A 15,534-nucleotide genomic window follows, 5' to 3' on the forward strand; every position below is an offset into this window, starting at 1 on the left:
TTCTTACAAAATATCGCGGGAACTTTCACAATAAAACTCCCCTGTGCTAGAATAGGTCTAAATGAATGAAAGAGGCGATTGTGTGGCCCAATTATTAGATGGAAAAAAATTAGCAACAACGATGCAGGCAAAAATGAAAGTTGAAGTTCAAAAGATTAAAGAAAATGATGGAACTGCACCTGGTTTAGTCGTAATTTTAGTAGGCGAAGATGCTGCCAGCAAAATTTATGTTCGTAATAAAGAAACGGCAGCAGGTAAGATGGGAATTTATTCTAAAGTTGATCGACGGGCAGCTGATATTACTGAAAAAGAATTATTGGCTTTAATCGAAACTTATAATCAAGATCCACGTTTTCATGGAATCTTAGTCCAATTGCCGCTTCCTGCCCATATTGATGAAGAAAAAGTCATCATGGCCATTGACCCCAAAAAAGATGTGGATGGCTTTCATCCTTTAAACATTGGCCGTTTGTTTGCTGGAGATCCCTTGATGGTTCCATGTACCCCTTATGGAATTATGAAACTTTTAGCAGCTTACGATATTTCAGTAGCCGGGAAAAATGCGGTAGTGATTGGTCGTAGTAATATTGTTGGTAAACCAATGGCCCATCTTTTGTTACAGGAAAACGCGACAGTAACGATTACTCATTCCAAAACCAAAAATTTACCAGAAATTGCTAGACAAGCTGATATTTTAGTTGCAGCAGTAGGTGTCGGACATTTAGTGGATGAAAGTTATGTAAAAAAAGGTGCCGTCGTGGTCGATGTGGGCATGAATCGCGATGCAAATAATAAGTTGATCGGTGACGTTGATTTTGCTGCGGTGGAGCCGATTGCCGATTTTATTACGCCAGTTCCTGGTGGTGTAGGGCCTATGACGATTACGATGTTGTTGTATCAAACAATCAAAGCTTATAATATGCAGAAATCAGGTGTTTAAATGGCGCAGGAGTATTTAACAGTCACAGCATTAACCAAGTATTTGAAACGTAAATTTGATGCAGATCCGTATTTGGAAAAAGTGTACTTGACTGGTGAAATCTCAAATTTTCGCTTGCGACCTAATCATCAATATTTCTCATTAAAAGATGATGGAGCTAAAATTTCTGCGGTAATGTTTAAAGGCGCGTTTAGTAAACTAAAATTTCAGCCAGAAGAAGGAATGAAGGTTTTTATTGTCGGGCGTATTTCCCTTTATGAAGCAAGTGGAAATTATCAAATTTATGTTGAACAAATGGAACCTGATGGCGTCGGAGCTTTGTATCAAGCTTATGAACAATTAAAGGCAAAGCTGGAAAAAGAGGGCCTGTTTTTAGCGCCAAAGAAAGCTTTACCCAAATATCCTAAAAAAATTGCCGTTTTAACCAGTCCTAGTGGAGCCGTCATTCGTGATATTATGACGACTGTGAAAAGACGGTATCCGATTGCTGAGATTACGTTGTTTCCAACCGTGGTACAAGGAGATAAAGCAGCCGGAGATGTCGTAGCTAATATTGAACGTGTAGAAGCCAGTGGAGATTTTGATACGATGATTATTGGCCGCGGGGGTGGCTCGATTGAGGATTTGTGGCCATTCAATGAAGAAAAAGTTGCACGGGCAATTTTTGCAGCTAAAACGCCGATTATTTCTTCGGTGGGACATGAAACAGATACAACGATTGCCGATTTAGTAGCGGATGTGAGAGCGGCAACACCGACTGCCGCAGCCGAATTGGCGGTACCGGTGTTAAGTGATGAGATTTTAAAAATTAAAGAACGACAAACGCGACTAGAACAAGCCTTTATGCATCAACTAGCCTTGAAAAAGGAACGTTATGAACGTCTAAGTGCTTCGTATGTCTTGCGCCAGCCGGAACGATTGTATGAAGCTCAAGCGATTAAATTGGATCAGTTGACACAACGACTGCTGCAAAGTACGCAAAATCGTCTTTTTGAAGAAGAAAAAAAAGTTATGCAACTAGATCATAATTTGCGTCAATTTAATCCTAAAAATAAAGTAAATGAATTAATGCAACAACAAAACTATTTACAAGAACGTTTAGAAAAAAGTATTTATCACTTGTTACAACAAAAGCAACAAGTGTTTCAAAATACAGTGCAGTCTTTGGATTTATTAAGCCCGCTAAAAATTATGGGACGAGGCTATAGTTATACTACTAAAGACGATAGTGTGATTAAAAGTGTTACAGAAATTGTAGTGGACGATACATTAGTTGTTCACTATCAAGATGGTCTGGCCACAGCAAAAGTTAAAAGCATTGCTGAGACAGACAATAAGAAGATAAGCGAGTAAACTAAAAAAAGCTTGAATGTTAAAGCAGCGTCTTTATAAATGGAGGAAATAATGGCTAAACAAACATTTGAAGAATCATTGCAAGAATTAGAAGTTATTGTAAAGCAGCTAGAACAAGGAGATGTTCCTTTGGAAGAAGCTTTGACTGCTTTTAAAAAAGGGATTACATTGAGCAAGCAATGTCAAGAAACTTTAACCAAAGCCGAAGATGCACTAACAAAGATTATGCAAGAAAACGGTGAGACTGTTGTATTTGAAGAGGAAGAAAAATGAGTTTATTAACGACTTTTAAAAACAATCAGCTCCCATTGGTTGAAGCTGAAATGCGCAATTTTCTAAGGCAGCAGACAACAGATGAAACACTCCTTAAAAGTATGCTCTATTCAATTGATGCTGGGGGCAAAAGAATACGCCCGCTATTATTATTAGCCACGATTGCCGGTTTTGAAAAAGAAATTGATTTAGGTGCCTATCAGGTAAGTGCAGCACTAGAGTTGATTCACACCTACTCGTTAATTCATGACGATTTACCGGCGATGGATAATGATCAACTGCGGCGCGGTTTACCAACAAACCACATGAAATTTGGTGCCGGAATGGCGACTTTAGCAGGTGATGGGCTTTTGACTGAAGCATTTCACCTTTTAAGTCGAGCTGATTTAGACGGTGAATTGCGTTTATTATTAGTTCAAAATCTAGCCAAAGCTAGCGGCAGTTTTGGGATGGTTGCTGGTCAAGCGGCAGATGTGCAAGCCGAAGGAAAGCTATTAAATTTACAAGAAATGGCTTATATACACCAACGCAAAACAGGGGCCTTGTTTACGTTTGCTTTGACAGCTGGAGGTTTGTTGGCTCAACAAGAGGAAAGTGTCATCGCCTTATTAGCTATTTTAGCGGAGCATTTAGGACTAGCTTTTCAAATTCGCGATGATTTATTAGACGTAACTGCGACTACTGCCCAATTAGGTAAAAATGTCGGTCATGATGCCGCGTTAAATAAAAGTACCTATCCAGCTTTACTGGGGGTAGAAAAAAGCTATCAATTATTAGCAGCTGAATTAGCAGCATCCAAAGAATCTCTTAAAAAATTACAGGAAATTTCACTGGTGAAACCAGAGTTGTTGCTTATGTTAACAGAAGAATTAACCTTGGAGGCGAAGTTGTAAGATGAAAAAAGAACGTGTAGATGTTTTAGCACACCAACAAGGTTTATTTGAAACCAGAGAGCAAGCTAAAAGAGGTGTGATGGCAGGGTTAGTCTACTTAGCTAAAAATAGCGAACGCTTGGATAAACCCGGTGAAAAGATTGCAGAAGATGCCCTATTAGAACTAAAAGGCGCCAAATTACCCTATGTTTCTCGCGGCGGTTTAAAATTAGAAAAAGCTTTACAAGTTTTTGATTTGACGATGCAAGATAAAGTTTTGTTAGATATCGGCGCTTCTACAGGTGGCTTTACTGATGTGGCGTTGCAAAATGGTGCGAAGTTAAGCTATGCATTAGATGTCGGCTATAATCAATTGGCATGGAAACTACGCCAAGATTCTCGGGTAGTCGTGATGGAACGTACGAATTTTCGTTATAGTAAACCGGATGATTTTATCAATGGCTTGCCACAAATTGCCACAATTGATGTCTCCTTTATTTCACTAAGTTTAATTTTACCCCCGTTAGCTAAAATTCTAGTGGACAACGGAGATGTCATGGCCCTTATCAAGCCTCAATTTGAAGCTGGAAAAGAAGCAGTAGGAAAACACGGAATTGTAAGAGATCCTAAGGTCCATCAAGCGGTATTGGAAAAGACGCTAAAAATGGCAGTAGCCAGCGGATTTTCTGTGGTTGGGCTAGACTATTCACCAATTAAAGGTGGCGAAGGAAACATTGAGTTTATCACCCACCTGAAAAAAAGTGAAGTTCCAGTGCTGGCTTCAGATATTGTCATTTCCGATGTGGTGGATAAAGCCCATCTGCAATTAAAACAATGAAAGTTTTAGCTCCATCATCCAAATAGTAATTGTATTTTAATTTTACAACGTTTCTCCTTGTGCTAAAGCGTTGTGAAAATAGCTAAAGTACAGCTACTATTTGGATTTTTTTTATTTTTAAGGAAAGTAACAGGGCAATTTTAGTTTTACTCCTACCTTTATTTATACGCAAAAATACGTTATTATTAATAAGAATTCAAAGTAAAATAATTTTTAGAAAAAGGCGTGTGAATTGATTTATTTGATTTACTGCGGCTTTATTTTATGTGAAGGAGCAAGCTATGAGAAAGAAAGAGCGTCATCGTTTGATTACCCGCTTGTTAACAGAAAAGAATATCCAAAAACAAGAAGACTTTGTTGATTTGTTAAAAAGTCGCGGTGTTGTGGTTACACAAGCAACGATTTCTCGTGATATAAAAGAATTAAAATTAATCAAAGTGCCATCCCAAGAAGGTGGCTATCGTTATAGTCTACCAGCTGAAACAGCAGAAGATGTAGGCGCCAAATTAGAAAAAATGTTAAAAGACGCCTTTGTTTCTGTCGATCAGATGGAAAAATTTGTGGTGTTAAAAACATTACCCGGAAACGCGTCTGCTATCGCCAATTTAATTGAAAAAAGATTTCAAGATAATCTTTTTTCGGTGTTAAATGATGATGATACCGTTTTAATGATTACCCGGACGGAAACGGCAGCGCAAGATTTACGTCGGGAATTTTTACGCTTTTTATAAAAGCAGGAGTTGAGGCAGATGTTAGTAGAATTAGCGATTAAAAATTTTGCCATTATTTCCAGCCTACGACTGCAGTTTCATGAAGGAATGACTGCCTTAACAGGGGAAACAGGAGCAGGTAAGTCGATTATTATTGATGCGATGGGCCTTTTGTGTGGTAGTCGTGGATCGAGTGATTATATTCGTGAAGGCAGCAGTAAATGTAGTCTAGAAGGCTTATTTGAATTGCCTAAAGACAGTCAATTTAGTGAACTATTACAAGAATTAGGCATTGAAACAGAAGAGGAATTATTAATAGTGCAGCGGGACATTAGCCAAAGTGGTAAAAATATTTGTCGCGTGAACGGGCGCACATTGACGTTGGCTAATTTGCGCCGGATTGGGGCTTTTTTAGTTGACATTCAAGGGCAAAATGAACATCAAGAACTTTTGCAGCCGGAACGTCATTTGCATTTATTGGATCAATTCGGTGGTAAAAAATTTCATGGGTTATTGGAAAAGTATCAACGAGCCTATGAAAAATTTACCCATTTGAACCAGCAGATGCGTAAAATTCAAGCCAATGAACAGTCCTATGTACAAAGAGTGGATATGCTGCATTTTCAGCAAGATGAAATTGCCAGCGCAAATTTAGTACCAAACGAAGAAGAAGAATTAGCAGAAGAACGAGCAAAATTGGGTAACTATCAAAAAATTGTCGATAGTTTGGCCCAAAGTTATGCGCTTTTAACCAATGATGAAGCAAATAGTTTAGATGGAATCGGTGCAGCTTTAACGAGTATGCAAGATATTGCGCATTTGGATAGTGAATACGAAACAGTCAGTGAAAATTTACAATCTGCTTTTTATCTGTTACAAGATGCTGCTGGGGATATTTCCCGGCAATTGGATAGTTTATCCTTTGATGAAGGTCGCCTAGAAGAGGTTAACCAACGTTTGGAATTAATTCGCCAATTAAAACGTAAATATGGTGAAACTATTTCAGAAATTTTAGTTTACTATGATGAAATAAAAAAGGAATTGGCAGAATCGGCTTTTTCTGAAGGTCAGTTGGAACAATTAGCAAAAGAGGTCAGTGCCCAAGAAGAAATTACTTGGCACTTAGCTGAAGAATTACACCAAGAGCGCAAAGAAATTGCTAGAAAACTTGCCAAAGCAATTGTAACCGAGTTAAAAGAACTCTATATGGAACACAGTCAATTTGAAGTACGGTTTAAAAATGGCAAAAAAGTACTCCATGAAAATGGGTTTGATGAAGTTGAATTCTATTTGACTACAAATCCGGGAGAACCGTTAAAACCATTAGTCAAAGTCGCGTCTGGTGGGGAATTATCGCGGATGTTGTTAGCATTAAAAACCATTTTTTCTCAAAGTCAGGGCATTACAAGTATTGTTTTTGATGAAGTTGATACTGGCGTGAGTGGCAGGGTCGCACAAGCTATTGCCGAGAAAATCGCTAAAATTGCTGAAAACTCACAAGTTTTATGTATTACCCACTTGCCACAAGTGGCCGCTATTGCCGATTATCAATATTACATTAAAAAAGAAATTAGCCACGGACGGACCCAAACGATCGTCTCTGAATTAGCCCCGAATAAACGAGTGAATGAAATCGCCCGTATGTTAGCAGGTTCAGAAGTGACAGATTTAACGCTAGAACACGCCAAAGAACTTTTAGCTATGGCAGGTCATTAAAGTGTAAAAAAACCGTGGAATGTAAATGTTTTTCTGTGATTAGGTTGAAATTAAAAAGTAAAACAGAATTACCACTAAGACAAAAAGACCATAAAATTCAAAAGATAGCGCTCAAACTTTTGGATTTTATGGTCTCTTTGTTTATAACTGGACAATTTGTCTCCAGTTTTTGTTTAATCAGTATTCATTTTTACATGACGCTTAAAATGGCAGTCAAAAAGACAGAACCAACCGTTAAAATTAGCATCGTCCAGATGACGATTTTAGTTACTTTACTAAAAGTGCTGCTTGTTTTTTTTTCGTTCATAGAGGCCACCCTTACATAGATTCTTCTCTTGGAGTTTACTCTCTTTTGCGCCTTACTTCAAGTAAACTGGCAATAAATTCACAAAAGATTCTTCTTTTTTAAATATTTAATTGCTAAATAGCAAAGAAGGATCGTAGCGCCAGTAATCAGTAAAAAAGCATTATCCGATTCGGCAAAAGGCAGTTTTACATTCATGCCATAGATACCACCTATAATAGTAGGAATTGTTAAAACGATCGTTAGAGAAGTCAAAATTTTCATCACGATATTCAAGTTGTTTGAAACAATGGCTGAAAAAGTTTCATTCATTTGACTGACGAGTTGTAAATTGATTTTAGCAGAGGTCATGGACTGCTTTGTTTCAACTAATATATCATGGAGATGATTATGATAAGCATGATGATCTTGAAACTCGGTTGTGCTGGCTAATTTAGTTAAGGTTTTAAAATTAGCTTTTGTAGCGGCTTCAAACAAAACCAGACTTTTTTGAATATCCATAAGTTGATAGAGATGTTTATTTTCGGTGGAAACTTGGATTTGGCCTTCTAATTTGTCGACTTGCCGTTTTAAATCAGCCAGATTTTGATTATACGTTAATGCCAAATGCCATAAAATTTGTAAAACCAAGTTTAACTTGCTGCTCATATCATTTTTAGGTAACGGTTTTTCCAAAATAGCTTTAAAAAAAGGCATATGATAGTTGCAGACGGTAATCAGTTTTTTGTCAGGGGTGATAATTAAGGCTAAAGGGTAAGTATTAAATTGCAAATAACCACTAGGACTTGTTGAAACATAAGGAAACTGTAATAATAGCAACGCAGGAATTAAAAAGTTTTCTTGGTTAAGGCCTTCAGCACGCGCATTTTCTGCATCGTCTAAGACACTGGTTAAGTAATCTTTTGGCAATTCGTATTTTTTTGAAAGATGTTCGATTTCTTCATTGGTTGGTTTTTCAACATGAAGCCAAAGAGACTCTTTAATATCTTCTGTTACATTCAATTGATTATCTTTAAGAAAATAATGCGTAATCATGTAGTCACATCCTTTATGAAACATTATAATAGAAAAACGGTGTGATTTCTTTTGAAAGGGTATGAAAACTTAAGAAAAACTTAGGTGACTACAAGAACTTTTAAAAGAACTGTTACACGGATGTAAAGAAAATCAAGTATAGTTACCCTAGCGGTATGGAGAGGAAATGAAAAATGGAAAAGTTTACACCGTTATTAGCATTTTGGTACATTTTTCCGGTAATCGTTTTGGTTGCCTGTAACTTTTTGGTTACGACCTTTGCTTTAACGAAACGTTTCAAAATCAAAGCACCAGACTTGGCTGTTCCTTTTCTTTTTTTGGGAATCAACCAAGTATCACAAGCTACTTTTGCTTTTTCAGCATTACCGTATTTTATTATTGGTATGTTGGTTTTAGGGATTGGCTTGGCAATTTTCCACGCTTATTTTTATGGTGAACTGTCTTACGGACGTTACTTGAAAATGTTTTGGCGCTTGGTTTTTCTGTTAACAATGGTATTTTATATTTTTGTTATTGTGCTTAGCATCCTGCATTTTGTCTGATTTTCTAGCATTCAAAAGTGAAATGAATTTGTTATTGATTCTGTTGTCTTTCTTGGTGAATAAAAGTCAAAAAACTTCTCTGATTAGTATACATAATTGGTGGTAGAAAGTGGGGGATTGTGGTAGACTGTGTATATCAAGTGGTGACAGGGGGGCTTTTTCGATGTTTATGGGGGAATTTCAGCATTCAATCGATGCAAAAGGTCGTTTAATCGTCCCCGCGAAATTACGAGAAAAACTCGGCGAAAAGTTCATTGTCACAAGAGGACTTGATGGCTGTCTATTTGGTTATCCGATAGCAGAATGGGAAAAATTAGAAGAAAAGCTAAATGAAATGCCATTGGCTAAAAAAGATGCCCGTACCTTTGTCCGTTTTTTCTACTCTGCAGCAACTGAGTGTGAGATTGACAAACAAGGTCGGATTAATATTCCCCAGACTTTACGAAAACACGCCAGTTTGACGAAAAATTGTGTGATTACCGGCGTTAGTAACCGTATTGAAATTTGGGATGAAGCAAAATGGCAGGCTTTCTCAGAAGAAGCCGAAGAGAATTTTGACGAAATTGCCGAAACAATGATTGATTTTGGCTTATAGAAAGAGGAACTTAAATGGCGGAGTCGTTTCAACATTACACCGTGATGCTTAAAGAAACAGTCGATGGACTAAATATTAAACCAGACGGTATTTATGTTGATTGTACCTTAGGCGGAGCCGGTCATAGTCAATATTTATTATCCCAATTGAATGAAAAAGGTCATCTTTATGCCTTTGATCAAGATCAAAAAGCAATTGATCATGCAAAAGATTTTTTAAAAGACGCGATTGCAGCTGGAAAAGTAACCTTTATAAAAAGTAATTTCCGCAATTTAGCTGCCGCATTAAAAGAGCAAGGAATAAATCAAGTTGATGGAGTTTTATATGACTTAGGTGTTTCATCGCCACAACTTGATGAAGCGAGTCGAGGCTTTAGTTACCATCAAGATGCGCCTTTAGATATGCGGATGGATCAAACGGCAGATTTTTCTGCTTATGATTTAGTTAATACTTATGATTATCATGAGTTAGTCAAAATCTTTTATCGCTACGGCGAGGAAAAATTTTCTAAACAAGTGGCCCGTAAAATCGAACGCGCACGTCAAATTGCACCAATTGAAACTACCGGAGAATTGGTGGATTTAATTAAAGAGGCGATTCCTGCACCGGCAAGACGTAAGGGTGGTCATCCAGCGAAACGAATTTTCCAAGCGATTCGCATTGCAGTCAATGATGAGTTAGGTGCAATTGAAGAGTCTCTAGAACAAGCGATAGCACTTTTGAATGTTGGTGGTAGAGTGAGTGTGATTACCTTTCACTCGTTAGAAGATCGTTTGGTTAAAAATATTTTTAAAGAATACAGCAGTCCCAAAGATTTGCCACCAGGTTTACCAATCGTACCAGTGGAATATCAACCAGAATTAAAATTAATTAATCGCAAACCAATTGTTGCAACTACAAAAGAGCTTGATGAAAACAATCGCTCCCGCAGTGCAAAATTGCGAATTGCTGAAAGAATTAAAGAATAAAAAGGAGCGTCGAAATGGCAGAAGCGAAACGTGAATATCACTACGATATGAATCAAGCAGCACCACAAATTGAACAACCAAATCCGTCAGCGAAACCATCGACGCCACCTCGTCCTGAAATTATTCGCATCCCATCTTCACCCGCACGAAAATTAAAACGTATCAGTGGTTTGGAAAAAATTATCGGAATCTTTCTTTTGGCAGCAGTTATCGGATTAGCTGTTTTAACTGTCTATGTAAGGACTGATATCAGTCAACTAGAACGAGAAGTTTCCCAAATTGAAGCACAAACAACACAGCAAGCGGAAGAAAAAACGCGGCTAGAACAAGAAAAAAGCGAACTTTCGAAAACTGAGCGAATTAAAAAAATCGCAGAGAAAAAAGGACTTAAAATTAACGATGATAATTTAAGGAAAGTGAAGTAAATGCGTTTTAAACGAATTAGAAAGTATTTCCGTAAGAAAAATCAAAATCCAACGAACAACCGCAAAAAAGTAGGGATTATTCTCTTTGCTACGAGTATTGGGTTGTTCTTTTTGTTTGCCACTCGTTTGGGCTATTTAGTCGTAGTAGGAAACGTTGCTGGCACATCACTGGAGAAAAAGACAGCGGCATTATATGAAGGCAGCAAAGTAGTCAAGGCTAAAAGAGGAACGATTTACGACCGTAATGGTGTTGCAATTGCTGAAGATGCTACCTCTTATTCTTTAAAAGCTATTTTGTCAAAAAATTACAAAACCGGGGATAAAAAACTGTATGTCCAAAGTAAGGACTACGAAAAAGTTGCTACTATTTTGCATGATATTTTAGGCTTAGATGAAAAAGAAGTCATCGATCGCCTTAAAGACGGTGCCAAAAATGAACTGTATCAAGTGGAGTTTTCCGGTAAGGGAAAAAATATAACTTTAGAGAAAAAGAAAAAAATCGAAAAAGCGATGGAAGATGCAGGACTTTCGGGATTAGACTTTGATGAACATCCCAATCGTATTTATCCTAATGGTACATTTGCATCTCATTTTATTGGTTATGCCGAGCCTGAAGTAGATGACAAAGGAATTGATAAAGGCTTAGTTGGCAAGATGGGATTGGAGGCTGCTTATAACGATATTTTAAGCGGGACAGATGGCAAAATTGTTTATCAAAAAGATAACTACCAAAACCCATTGCCAGGAACCGTTGCTCAAAAAAAAGCAGCCAAAGATGGTCAAGATATTTACACAACACTTGATAGTGGATTACAAACTTATTTAGAATCCTTAATGGACACTGCTGTTAAAAAATACAAACCAGAAGATGCGACTGCTGTCTTGATGGAAGCTAAGACTGGCGAAATATTGGCCATGACACAACGTCCAACTTTTAACCCTGAAACAAAAAAAGAATTTTCTGATAAAAACTTCAATTGGATGAACCTGTTAGTTGAAGATCGCTACGAACCGGGTTCAACGATGAAAGTAATGACTACCGCAGCGGCAATTGAGTCCGGTGTCTTTAATGAAAACGAGACGTTTACTTCTGGTGAAATTAAAATTGCTGATGCCACAATTAACGACTGGGATTACCAAGAGCAACGCCGAACTTTGAATATGCGACAAGCGCTATCTTGGTCAAGTAATGTTGGAATGGTAAAACTCGAGCAAAAAATGGGAGATACTTGGCAACAGTATTTGAAGAAATTTGGTTTTGGTCAAAGTACTTACTCCGGTTTGCCAGGGGAAAATAGTGGTATTTTACCAACCAATAATATTGTGGATAAAGCCATGAGCTCATTTGGTCAAGGGGTTGGGGTAACGAATTTTCAAATGATGCGGGCATTTTCTGCAATTGCCAACAATGGTAAAATGTTAGAGCCACATTACATTAGTAAAGTTGTTAACAGTCAAAATGGCACAGAACGTGTAACCGAACCTGAAGTGGTGGGCAATCCTGTTAGTGCACAAACAACGGCAAAAGTACGCGAATATATGCGGGATGTAGTGGAAAGCAAAGACTATGGGAGTGCTTATAACGTGTATCATGTCCCAGGCTATAAAATCGCTGCTAAAACTGGTACTGCCCAAATTGCGGATGAAAAAAATGGCGGCTATTATCAAGGGGATACAGCTTATTTGTATTCTATTGTTGAAATGGTACCTGCAGAAGATCCAGAGTATGTGTTGTACATGACGATGAAGATGCCTGAACATTGGGAACAAAAAGCTTTAGGCGATATTGGGAATTCATTATTAAAACGTGCGATGGAATTTAAAGATGAACAGACAGATCCCGCTAGTGAGAATACAGAAAAAATTGAAATTGCCGACTATCGTAATTTAGGAACAGACTCTGCTGCAGCTGATGCCAGCAAAAATGGTTTAGTTCCTGTCGTGCTTGGCACAGGTAGCAAAATTAAAGAACAAGGAACTTCCCATGGAACAAAAGTATTAGCCGGAGAAAAATTATTGCTGCTAACGACTGGTTCAGAATATTATATGCCAGACGTAACGAGTTGGTCTAAAGCTGACTTAGTTAAATTAGGCGACTTATTGGGGGTAAAAGTCACTTTTAAAGGCGATGGCTACTGCACAGCACAAAGCCTGGCTCCTTACGAACGCATCGGTGATAAGGCAATAGAATTCACCATGGAATAATTTTTCTAAGCGATTTCTGCTGTAGAAAAATGATATACGCAGTGAAAATAGAACTCATTTTTTAGAAAAAAAATGAATACATTAAAAAGAACTAGGATGTCAGTTTTTCTAAGTGATTTCTGCTGTAGAAAAATGATATGCGCAGTGAAAATAGAACTCATTTTTTAGAAAAAAATGAATACATTAAAAGAACTAGGATGTCAGTTTTTCTAAGTGATTTCCACTGTAGAAAAATGATATACGCAGTGAAAATAGAACTCATTTTTTAGAAAAAAATGAATACATTAAAATGAACTAGGATGTCAGTTTTTCTAAGCGATTTCTGCTGTAGAAAAATGATATACGCAGTGAAAATAGAACTCATTTTTTAGAAAAAATGAATACATTAAAATGAACTAGGAGAATTAAAAAATGGAATGGACAAAGATGATTTTACCGATTGTGAGTAGTTTTGCGATGACCTATGCCGTCATGCCACTTTTTATTGGCTATTTTAGAGTCAAACAATTTGGACAAGAAATTCGTGATGAAGGACCAATGTGGCATAATGCTAAGGCTGGTACACCAACAATGGGTGGCGTTGTCTTTTTAATTGCCTCGGTTTTAACAGGCCTTTGGGTAGGTGCGTGGCAAAATTTACTAACACCATCGTTGTTCATTCTTTTATTTATTCTATTTTTATATGGTTTATTGGGTTTTTTAGATGATTTTATTAAAATCTTTAAAAAACGCAATATGGGGTTGAATTCTCTACAAAAATTAATTGGTCAAATTTTAGGCGCAATTATTTTTTATGTTGTTTTTTTACATGAGGGAAATGCGAACACATTAAATATTTTTGGTTTAGAAGTTAACTTAGGAATTATTTATGGGCTTTTTGTCATCTTCTGGTTAGTTGGTTTTTCCAATGCTGTTAATCTAACGGACGGTATTGACGGATTGGTATCCGGATTGGGGGTTATTTCCTTTGCAACTTATGGTATGATAGCTTGGAAGCAAAACCAATTTGATGTCTTGATCATCTGTTTAAGTGTGATTGGTGGACTATTGGGTTTTTTCCCTTACAACCACAAACCAGCAAAGATTTTTATGGGAGATGTAGGATCGCTTGCCCTTGGCGGTTTGCTTGCGGCAACGTCAATCCTTTTACATCAAGAGTGGACGTTGTTATTGGTTGGTTTAATTTATGTGATTGAAACAGCCAGTGTTATGTTACAAGTCACTTCCTTTAAATTAACCGGTAAACGCCTGTTTAAAATGTCACCTATCCATCATCATTTTGAGATGAGCGGTTGGACTGAATGGAAAATCGATCTGGTTTTTTGGGGGATCGCGGTAGTCTGTTCTGCACTTACGCTTTTGATTATTTGGTAGGAGATGGAAAAAATGAAGCAAATTAATGAATATCAAAATAAAAAAGTTCTTGTGCTGGGATTAGCAAAGAGTGGATTCAGTGCGGCCAAATTGTTACATGATTTGGGCGCACTTGTTACCGTTAACGACGGTAAACCCTTTGAAGAAAACCCGGAAGCACAAGATCTTTTAGCGTTAGGGGTAAAAGTTGTTACGGGAAGTCATCCAATTGAATTGTTAGATGAAGATTTTGCCTTGATGGTGAAAAATCCGGGGATACCTTATAGCCAGCCGTTAGTTAAAAAGGCTTTAGAAAAAGGTCTGCCAATTATTACAGAAGTTGAGTTAGCTTATAAAATTGCTGAATGTCCGCTAATTGGGATTACAGGGACAAATGGTAAAACGACCACGACTACTATGATTGGTGAAATTTTAAATGCGGGTATGCGGGAAGGTAAAGCGCTACTAGCCGGAAACATTGGCTATCCTGCTAGTACAGTCGCCCAACATGCACAAAAAAAAGACGTTATGGTGACCGAACTATCAAGTTTTCAATTGATGGGAATTCAGACTTTTCATCCTGAAATTGCGGTTATCACCAATATTTTTTCGGCACATTTGGATTATCATGGTTCACAAGCTGAATACGAAAAAGCCAAATGGCATATCCAAGAAAATATGACGCCAAATGATCATCTAATTTTAAATTGGGATCAAGCAGTATTACAAAATTTAGCGAAAAAAACCAAGGCAGAAGTTATTCCCTTTTCTAGCACACAAGTTGTTTTTGGTGCCTATCAAAAAGCTGGTAAGCTGTACTTTAAAGATGAATTTATCATGGATTCAGACACATTAGGTGTTCCCGGAAATCATAATGTGGAAAATGCCTTGGCCGCAATTGCAGTAGCAAAACTTAAAGGCATTTCAAATGAAGACATCAAAGAAACACTACAAAGTTTCAGTGGTGTGCCGCATCGAACACAATTTGTCGGTACTGTTAATGAACGACGCTTTTTTAATGATTCCAAGGCTACCAATATTTTAGCTACTGAAATGGCTTTAAGTGGTTTTGACCATGAAAAATTAATTTTATTAGCAGGTGGATTAGATCGTGGTAATAGTTTTGATGAATTGGTTCCATCTTTAGTCGGTCTGAAGGCTGTAATTGTTTTTGGCGAAACCAAAGATAAGCTCGCACAAGCCGCACGAGATGCAAAAGTACCACGGGTTGAATTTAGTGAAAATGCTGAAACCGCAGTTGAAAAAGCCTATGGAATTAGTGAAGTCGGCGATACGATTTTATTATCTCCGGCAAATGCTAGCTGGGATCAGTACAAAAACTTTGAAATTAGAGGAGATCGCTTTATTGCGGCGGTCAATAACTTGAATAAACAATAGAAATGAG

The 15,534-nt window shown here is 37.4% G+C and carries 16 protein-coding genes; 14 read left to right on the forward strand and 2 right to left on the reverse strand.

The genetic code is table 11. From position 1 onward, the window contains the following. The first annotated feature begins 82 nt into the window (after window positions 1-82). The 7 genes from JZO76_RS09700 (at window position 83) to recN (ending at window position 6,702) form a co-directional block, all read left to right on the forward strand. Window positions 83-940, forward strand: coding sequence for a bifunctional methylenetetrahydrofolate dehydrogenase/methenyltetrahydrofolate cyclohydrolase (locus tag JZO76_RS09700; protein ID WP_206903868.1), 858 nt, complete (start codon window positions 83-85; stop codon window positions 938-940). Then, on the forward strand, window positions 941-2,293 hold the full coding sequence (gene xseA / locus JZO76_RS09705) for an exodeoxyribonuclease VII large subunit (protein ID WP_206903869.1): 1,353 nt from the start codon (window positions 941-943) through the stop codon (window positions 2,291-2,293). Window positions 2,294-2,344: 51 nt separating this feature from the next. Next, the gene (locus tag JZO76_RS09710; protein ID WP_206903870.1) at window positions 2,345-2,566 is read left to right on the forward strand and encodes an exodeoxyribonuclease VII small subunit; all 222 of its coding nucleotides are present in this window, start codon (window positions 2,345-2,347) and stop codon (window positions 2,564-2,566) included. Beyond that, window positions 2,563-3,459, forward strand: a complete 897-nt coding sequence (locus JZO76_RS09715; RefSeq protein WP_206903871.1) for a polyprenyl synthetase family protein — start codon at window positions 2,563-2,565, stop codon at window positions 3,457-3,459. The genes JZO76_RS09710 and JZO76_RS09715 overlap by 4 nt, the downstream gene beginning before the upstream one ends. 1 nt (window position 3,460) lies before the next feature. Continuing rightward, on the forward strand, window positions 3,461-4,276 hold the full coding sequence (locus JZO76_RS09720; RefSeq protein ID WP_206903872.1) for a TlyA family RNA methyltransferase: 816 nt from the start codon (window positions 3,461-3,463) through the stop codon (window positions 4,274-4,276). Window positions 4,277-4,557: 281 nt separating this feature from the next. Continuing rightward, a complete protein-coding gene (gene argR / locus JZO76_RS09725; protein WP_206903873.1) occupies window positions 4,558-5,007 on the forward strand; it encodes an arginine repressor in 450 nt (149 codons plus the stop codon). An 18-nt stretch (window positions 5,008-5,025) separates the two neighbouring features. Next, window positions 5,026-6,702: a DNA repair protein RecN gene (recN, locus tag JZO76_RS09730; protein WP_206903874.1), complete on the forward strand. Its 1,677-nt coding sequence runs from the start codon at window positions 5,026-5,028 to the stop codon at window positions 6,700-6,702. 190 nt (window positions 6,703-6,892) lie between these two features. Here recN and JZO76_RS09735 read toward each other — a convergent pair whose 3' ends face one another. Further along, window positions 6,893-7,009 carry a DUF4044 domain-containing protein gene (locus tag JZO76_RS09735; RefSeq protein WP_206903875.1) on the reverse strand — a complete coding sequence of 39 codons (117 nt, stop codon included), beginning with the start codon at window positions 7,007-7,009 and terminating at the stop codon, window positions 6,893-6,895. Window positions 7,010-7,087: 78 nt separating this feature from the next. Next, window positions 7,088-8,041 (reverse strand): magnesium transporter CorA family protein, encoded by a 954-nt coding sequence (locus JZO76_RS09740; RefSeq protein ID WP_206903876.1) that lies wholly within the window; start codon window positions 8,039-8,041, stop codon window positions 7,088-7,090. A 173-nt stretch (window positions 8,042-8,214) separates the two neighbouring features. On the opposite strand from JZO76_RS09740, the gene JZO76_RS09745 reads away from it, so the two are divergent. From JZO76_RS09745 to murD, 7 genes are all read left to right on the forward strand, one after another. Further along, window positions 8,215-8,583 carry a DUF3397 domain-containing protein gene (locus JZO76_RS09745; protein WP_206903877.1) on the forward strand — a complete coding sequence of 123 codons (369 nt, stop codon included), beginning with the start codon at window positions 8,215-8,217 and terminating at the stop codon, window positions 8,581-8,583. Window positions 8,584-8,746: 163 nt separating this feature from the next. After that, complete coding sequence (gene mraZ, locus JZO76_RS09750) at window positions 8,747-9,178, forward strand: division/cell wall cluster transcriptional repressor MraZ (protein WP_206903878.1); 432 nt, start codon at window positions 8,747-8,749, stop codon at window positions 9,176-9,178. A 14-nt stretch (window positions 9,179-9,192) separates the two neighbouring features. After that, a complete protein-coding gene (gene rsmH, locus JZO76_RS09755; protein WP_206903879.1) occupies window positions 9,193-10,146 on the forward strand; it encodes a 16S rRNA (cytosine(1402)-N(4))-methyltransferase RsmH in 954 nt (317 codons plus the stop codon). 14 nt (window positions 10,147-10,160) lie between these two features. Beyond that, on the forward strand, window positions 10,161-10,571 hold the full coding sequence (gene ftsL, locus JZO76_RS09760) for a cell division protein FtsL (RefSeq protein ID WP_206903880.1): 411 nt from the start codon (window positions 10,161-10,163) through the stop codon (window positions 10,569-10,571). After that, window positions 10,572-12,776, forward strand: coding sequence for a penicillin-binding transpeptidase domain-containing protein (locus tag JZO76_RS09765; protein ID WP_206903881.1), 2,205 nt, complete (start codon window positions 10,572-10,574; stop codon window positions 12,774-12,776). A gap of 411 nt (window positions 12,777-13,187) precedes the next feature. Further along, entirely contained in the window at window positions 13,188-14,150 is a 963-nt protein-coding gene (mraY, locus tag JZO76_RS09770; protein WP_206903882.1) for a phospho-N-acetylmuramoyl-pentapeptide-transferase, read from the forward strand. A gap of 12 nt (window positions 14,151-14,162) precedes the next feature. Next, the gene (murD, locus tag JZO76_RS09775) at window positions 14,163-15,527 is read left to right on the forward strand and encodes a UDP-N-acetylmuramoyl-L-alanine--D-glutamate ligase (protein ID WP_206903883.1); all 1,365 of its coding nucleotides are present in this window, start codon (window positions 14,163-14,165) and stop codon (window positions 15,525-15,527) included. The last annotated feature ends 7 nt before the right edge of the window (window positions 15,528-15,534 follow it).

The organism is Candidatus Enterococcus myersii (genome assembly GCF_017316025.1).
GTDB lineage: Bacteria > Bacillota > Bacilli > Lactobacillales > Enterococcaceae > Enterococcus_C > Enterococcus_C montenegrensis.

Bases quoted from the DNA above. Each gene is read 5' to 3' on its own strand.
- xseA (WP_206903869.1), top strand. From the start codon at position 941: ATGGCGCAGGAGTATTTAACAGTCACAGCATTAACCAAGTATTTGAAA.
- JZO76_RS09710 (WP_206903870.1), top strand. From the start codon at position 2,345: ATGGCTAAACAAACATTTGAAGAATCATTGCAAGAATTAGAAGTTATT.
- JZO76_RS09715 (WP_206903871.1), top strand. From the start codon at position 2,563: ATGAGTTTATTAACGACTTTTAAAAACAATCAGCTCCCATTGGTTGAA.
- JZO76_RS09720 (WP_206903872.1), top strand. From the start codon at position 3,461: ATGAAAAAAGAACGTGTAGATGTTTTAGCACACCAACAAGGTTTATTT.
- argR (WP_206903873.1), top strand. From the start codon at position 4,558: ATGAGAAAGAAAGAGCGTCATCGTTTGATTACCCGCTTGTTAACAGAA.
- recN (WP_206903874.1), top strand. From the start codon at position 5,026: ATGTTAGTAGAATTAGCGATTAAAAATTTTGCCATTATTTCCAGCCTA.
- JZO76_RS09735 (WP_206903875.1), bottom strand. From the start codon at position 7,009: ATGAACGAAAAAAAAACAAGCAGCACTTTTAGTAAAGTAACTAAAATC.
- JZO76_RS09740 (WP_206903876.1), bottom strand. From the start codon at position 8,041: ATGATTACGCATTATTTTCTTAAAGATAATCAATTGAATGTAACAGAA.
- JZO76_RS09745 (WP_206903877.1), top strand. From the start codon at position 8,215: ATGGAAAAGTTTACACCGTTATTAGCATTTTGGTACATTTTTCCGGTA.
- mraZ (WP_206903878.1), top strand. From the start codon at position 8,747: ATGTTTATGGGGGAATTTCAGCATTCAATCGATGCAAAAGGTCGTTTA.
- rsmH (WP_206903879.1), top strand. From the start codon at position 9,193: ATGGCGGAGTCGTTTCAACATTACACCGTGATGCTTAAAGAAACAGTC.
- ftsL (WP_206903880.1), top strand. From the start codon at position 10,161: ATGGCAGAAGCGAAACGTGAATATCACTACGATATGAATCAAGCAGCA.
- JZO76_RS09765 (WP_206903881.1), top strand. From the start codon at position 10,572: ATGCGTTTTAAACGAATTAGAAAGTATTTCCGTAAGAAAAATCAAAAT.
- mraY (WP_206903882.1), top strand. From the start codon at position 13,188: ATGGAATGGACAAAGATGATTTTACCGATTGTGAGTAGTTTTGCGATG.
- murD (WP_206903883.1), top strand. From the start codon at position 14,163: ATGAAGCAAATTAATGAATATCAAAATAAAAAAGTTCTTGTGCTGGGA.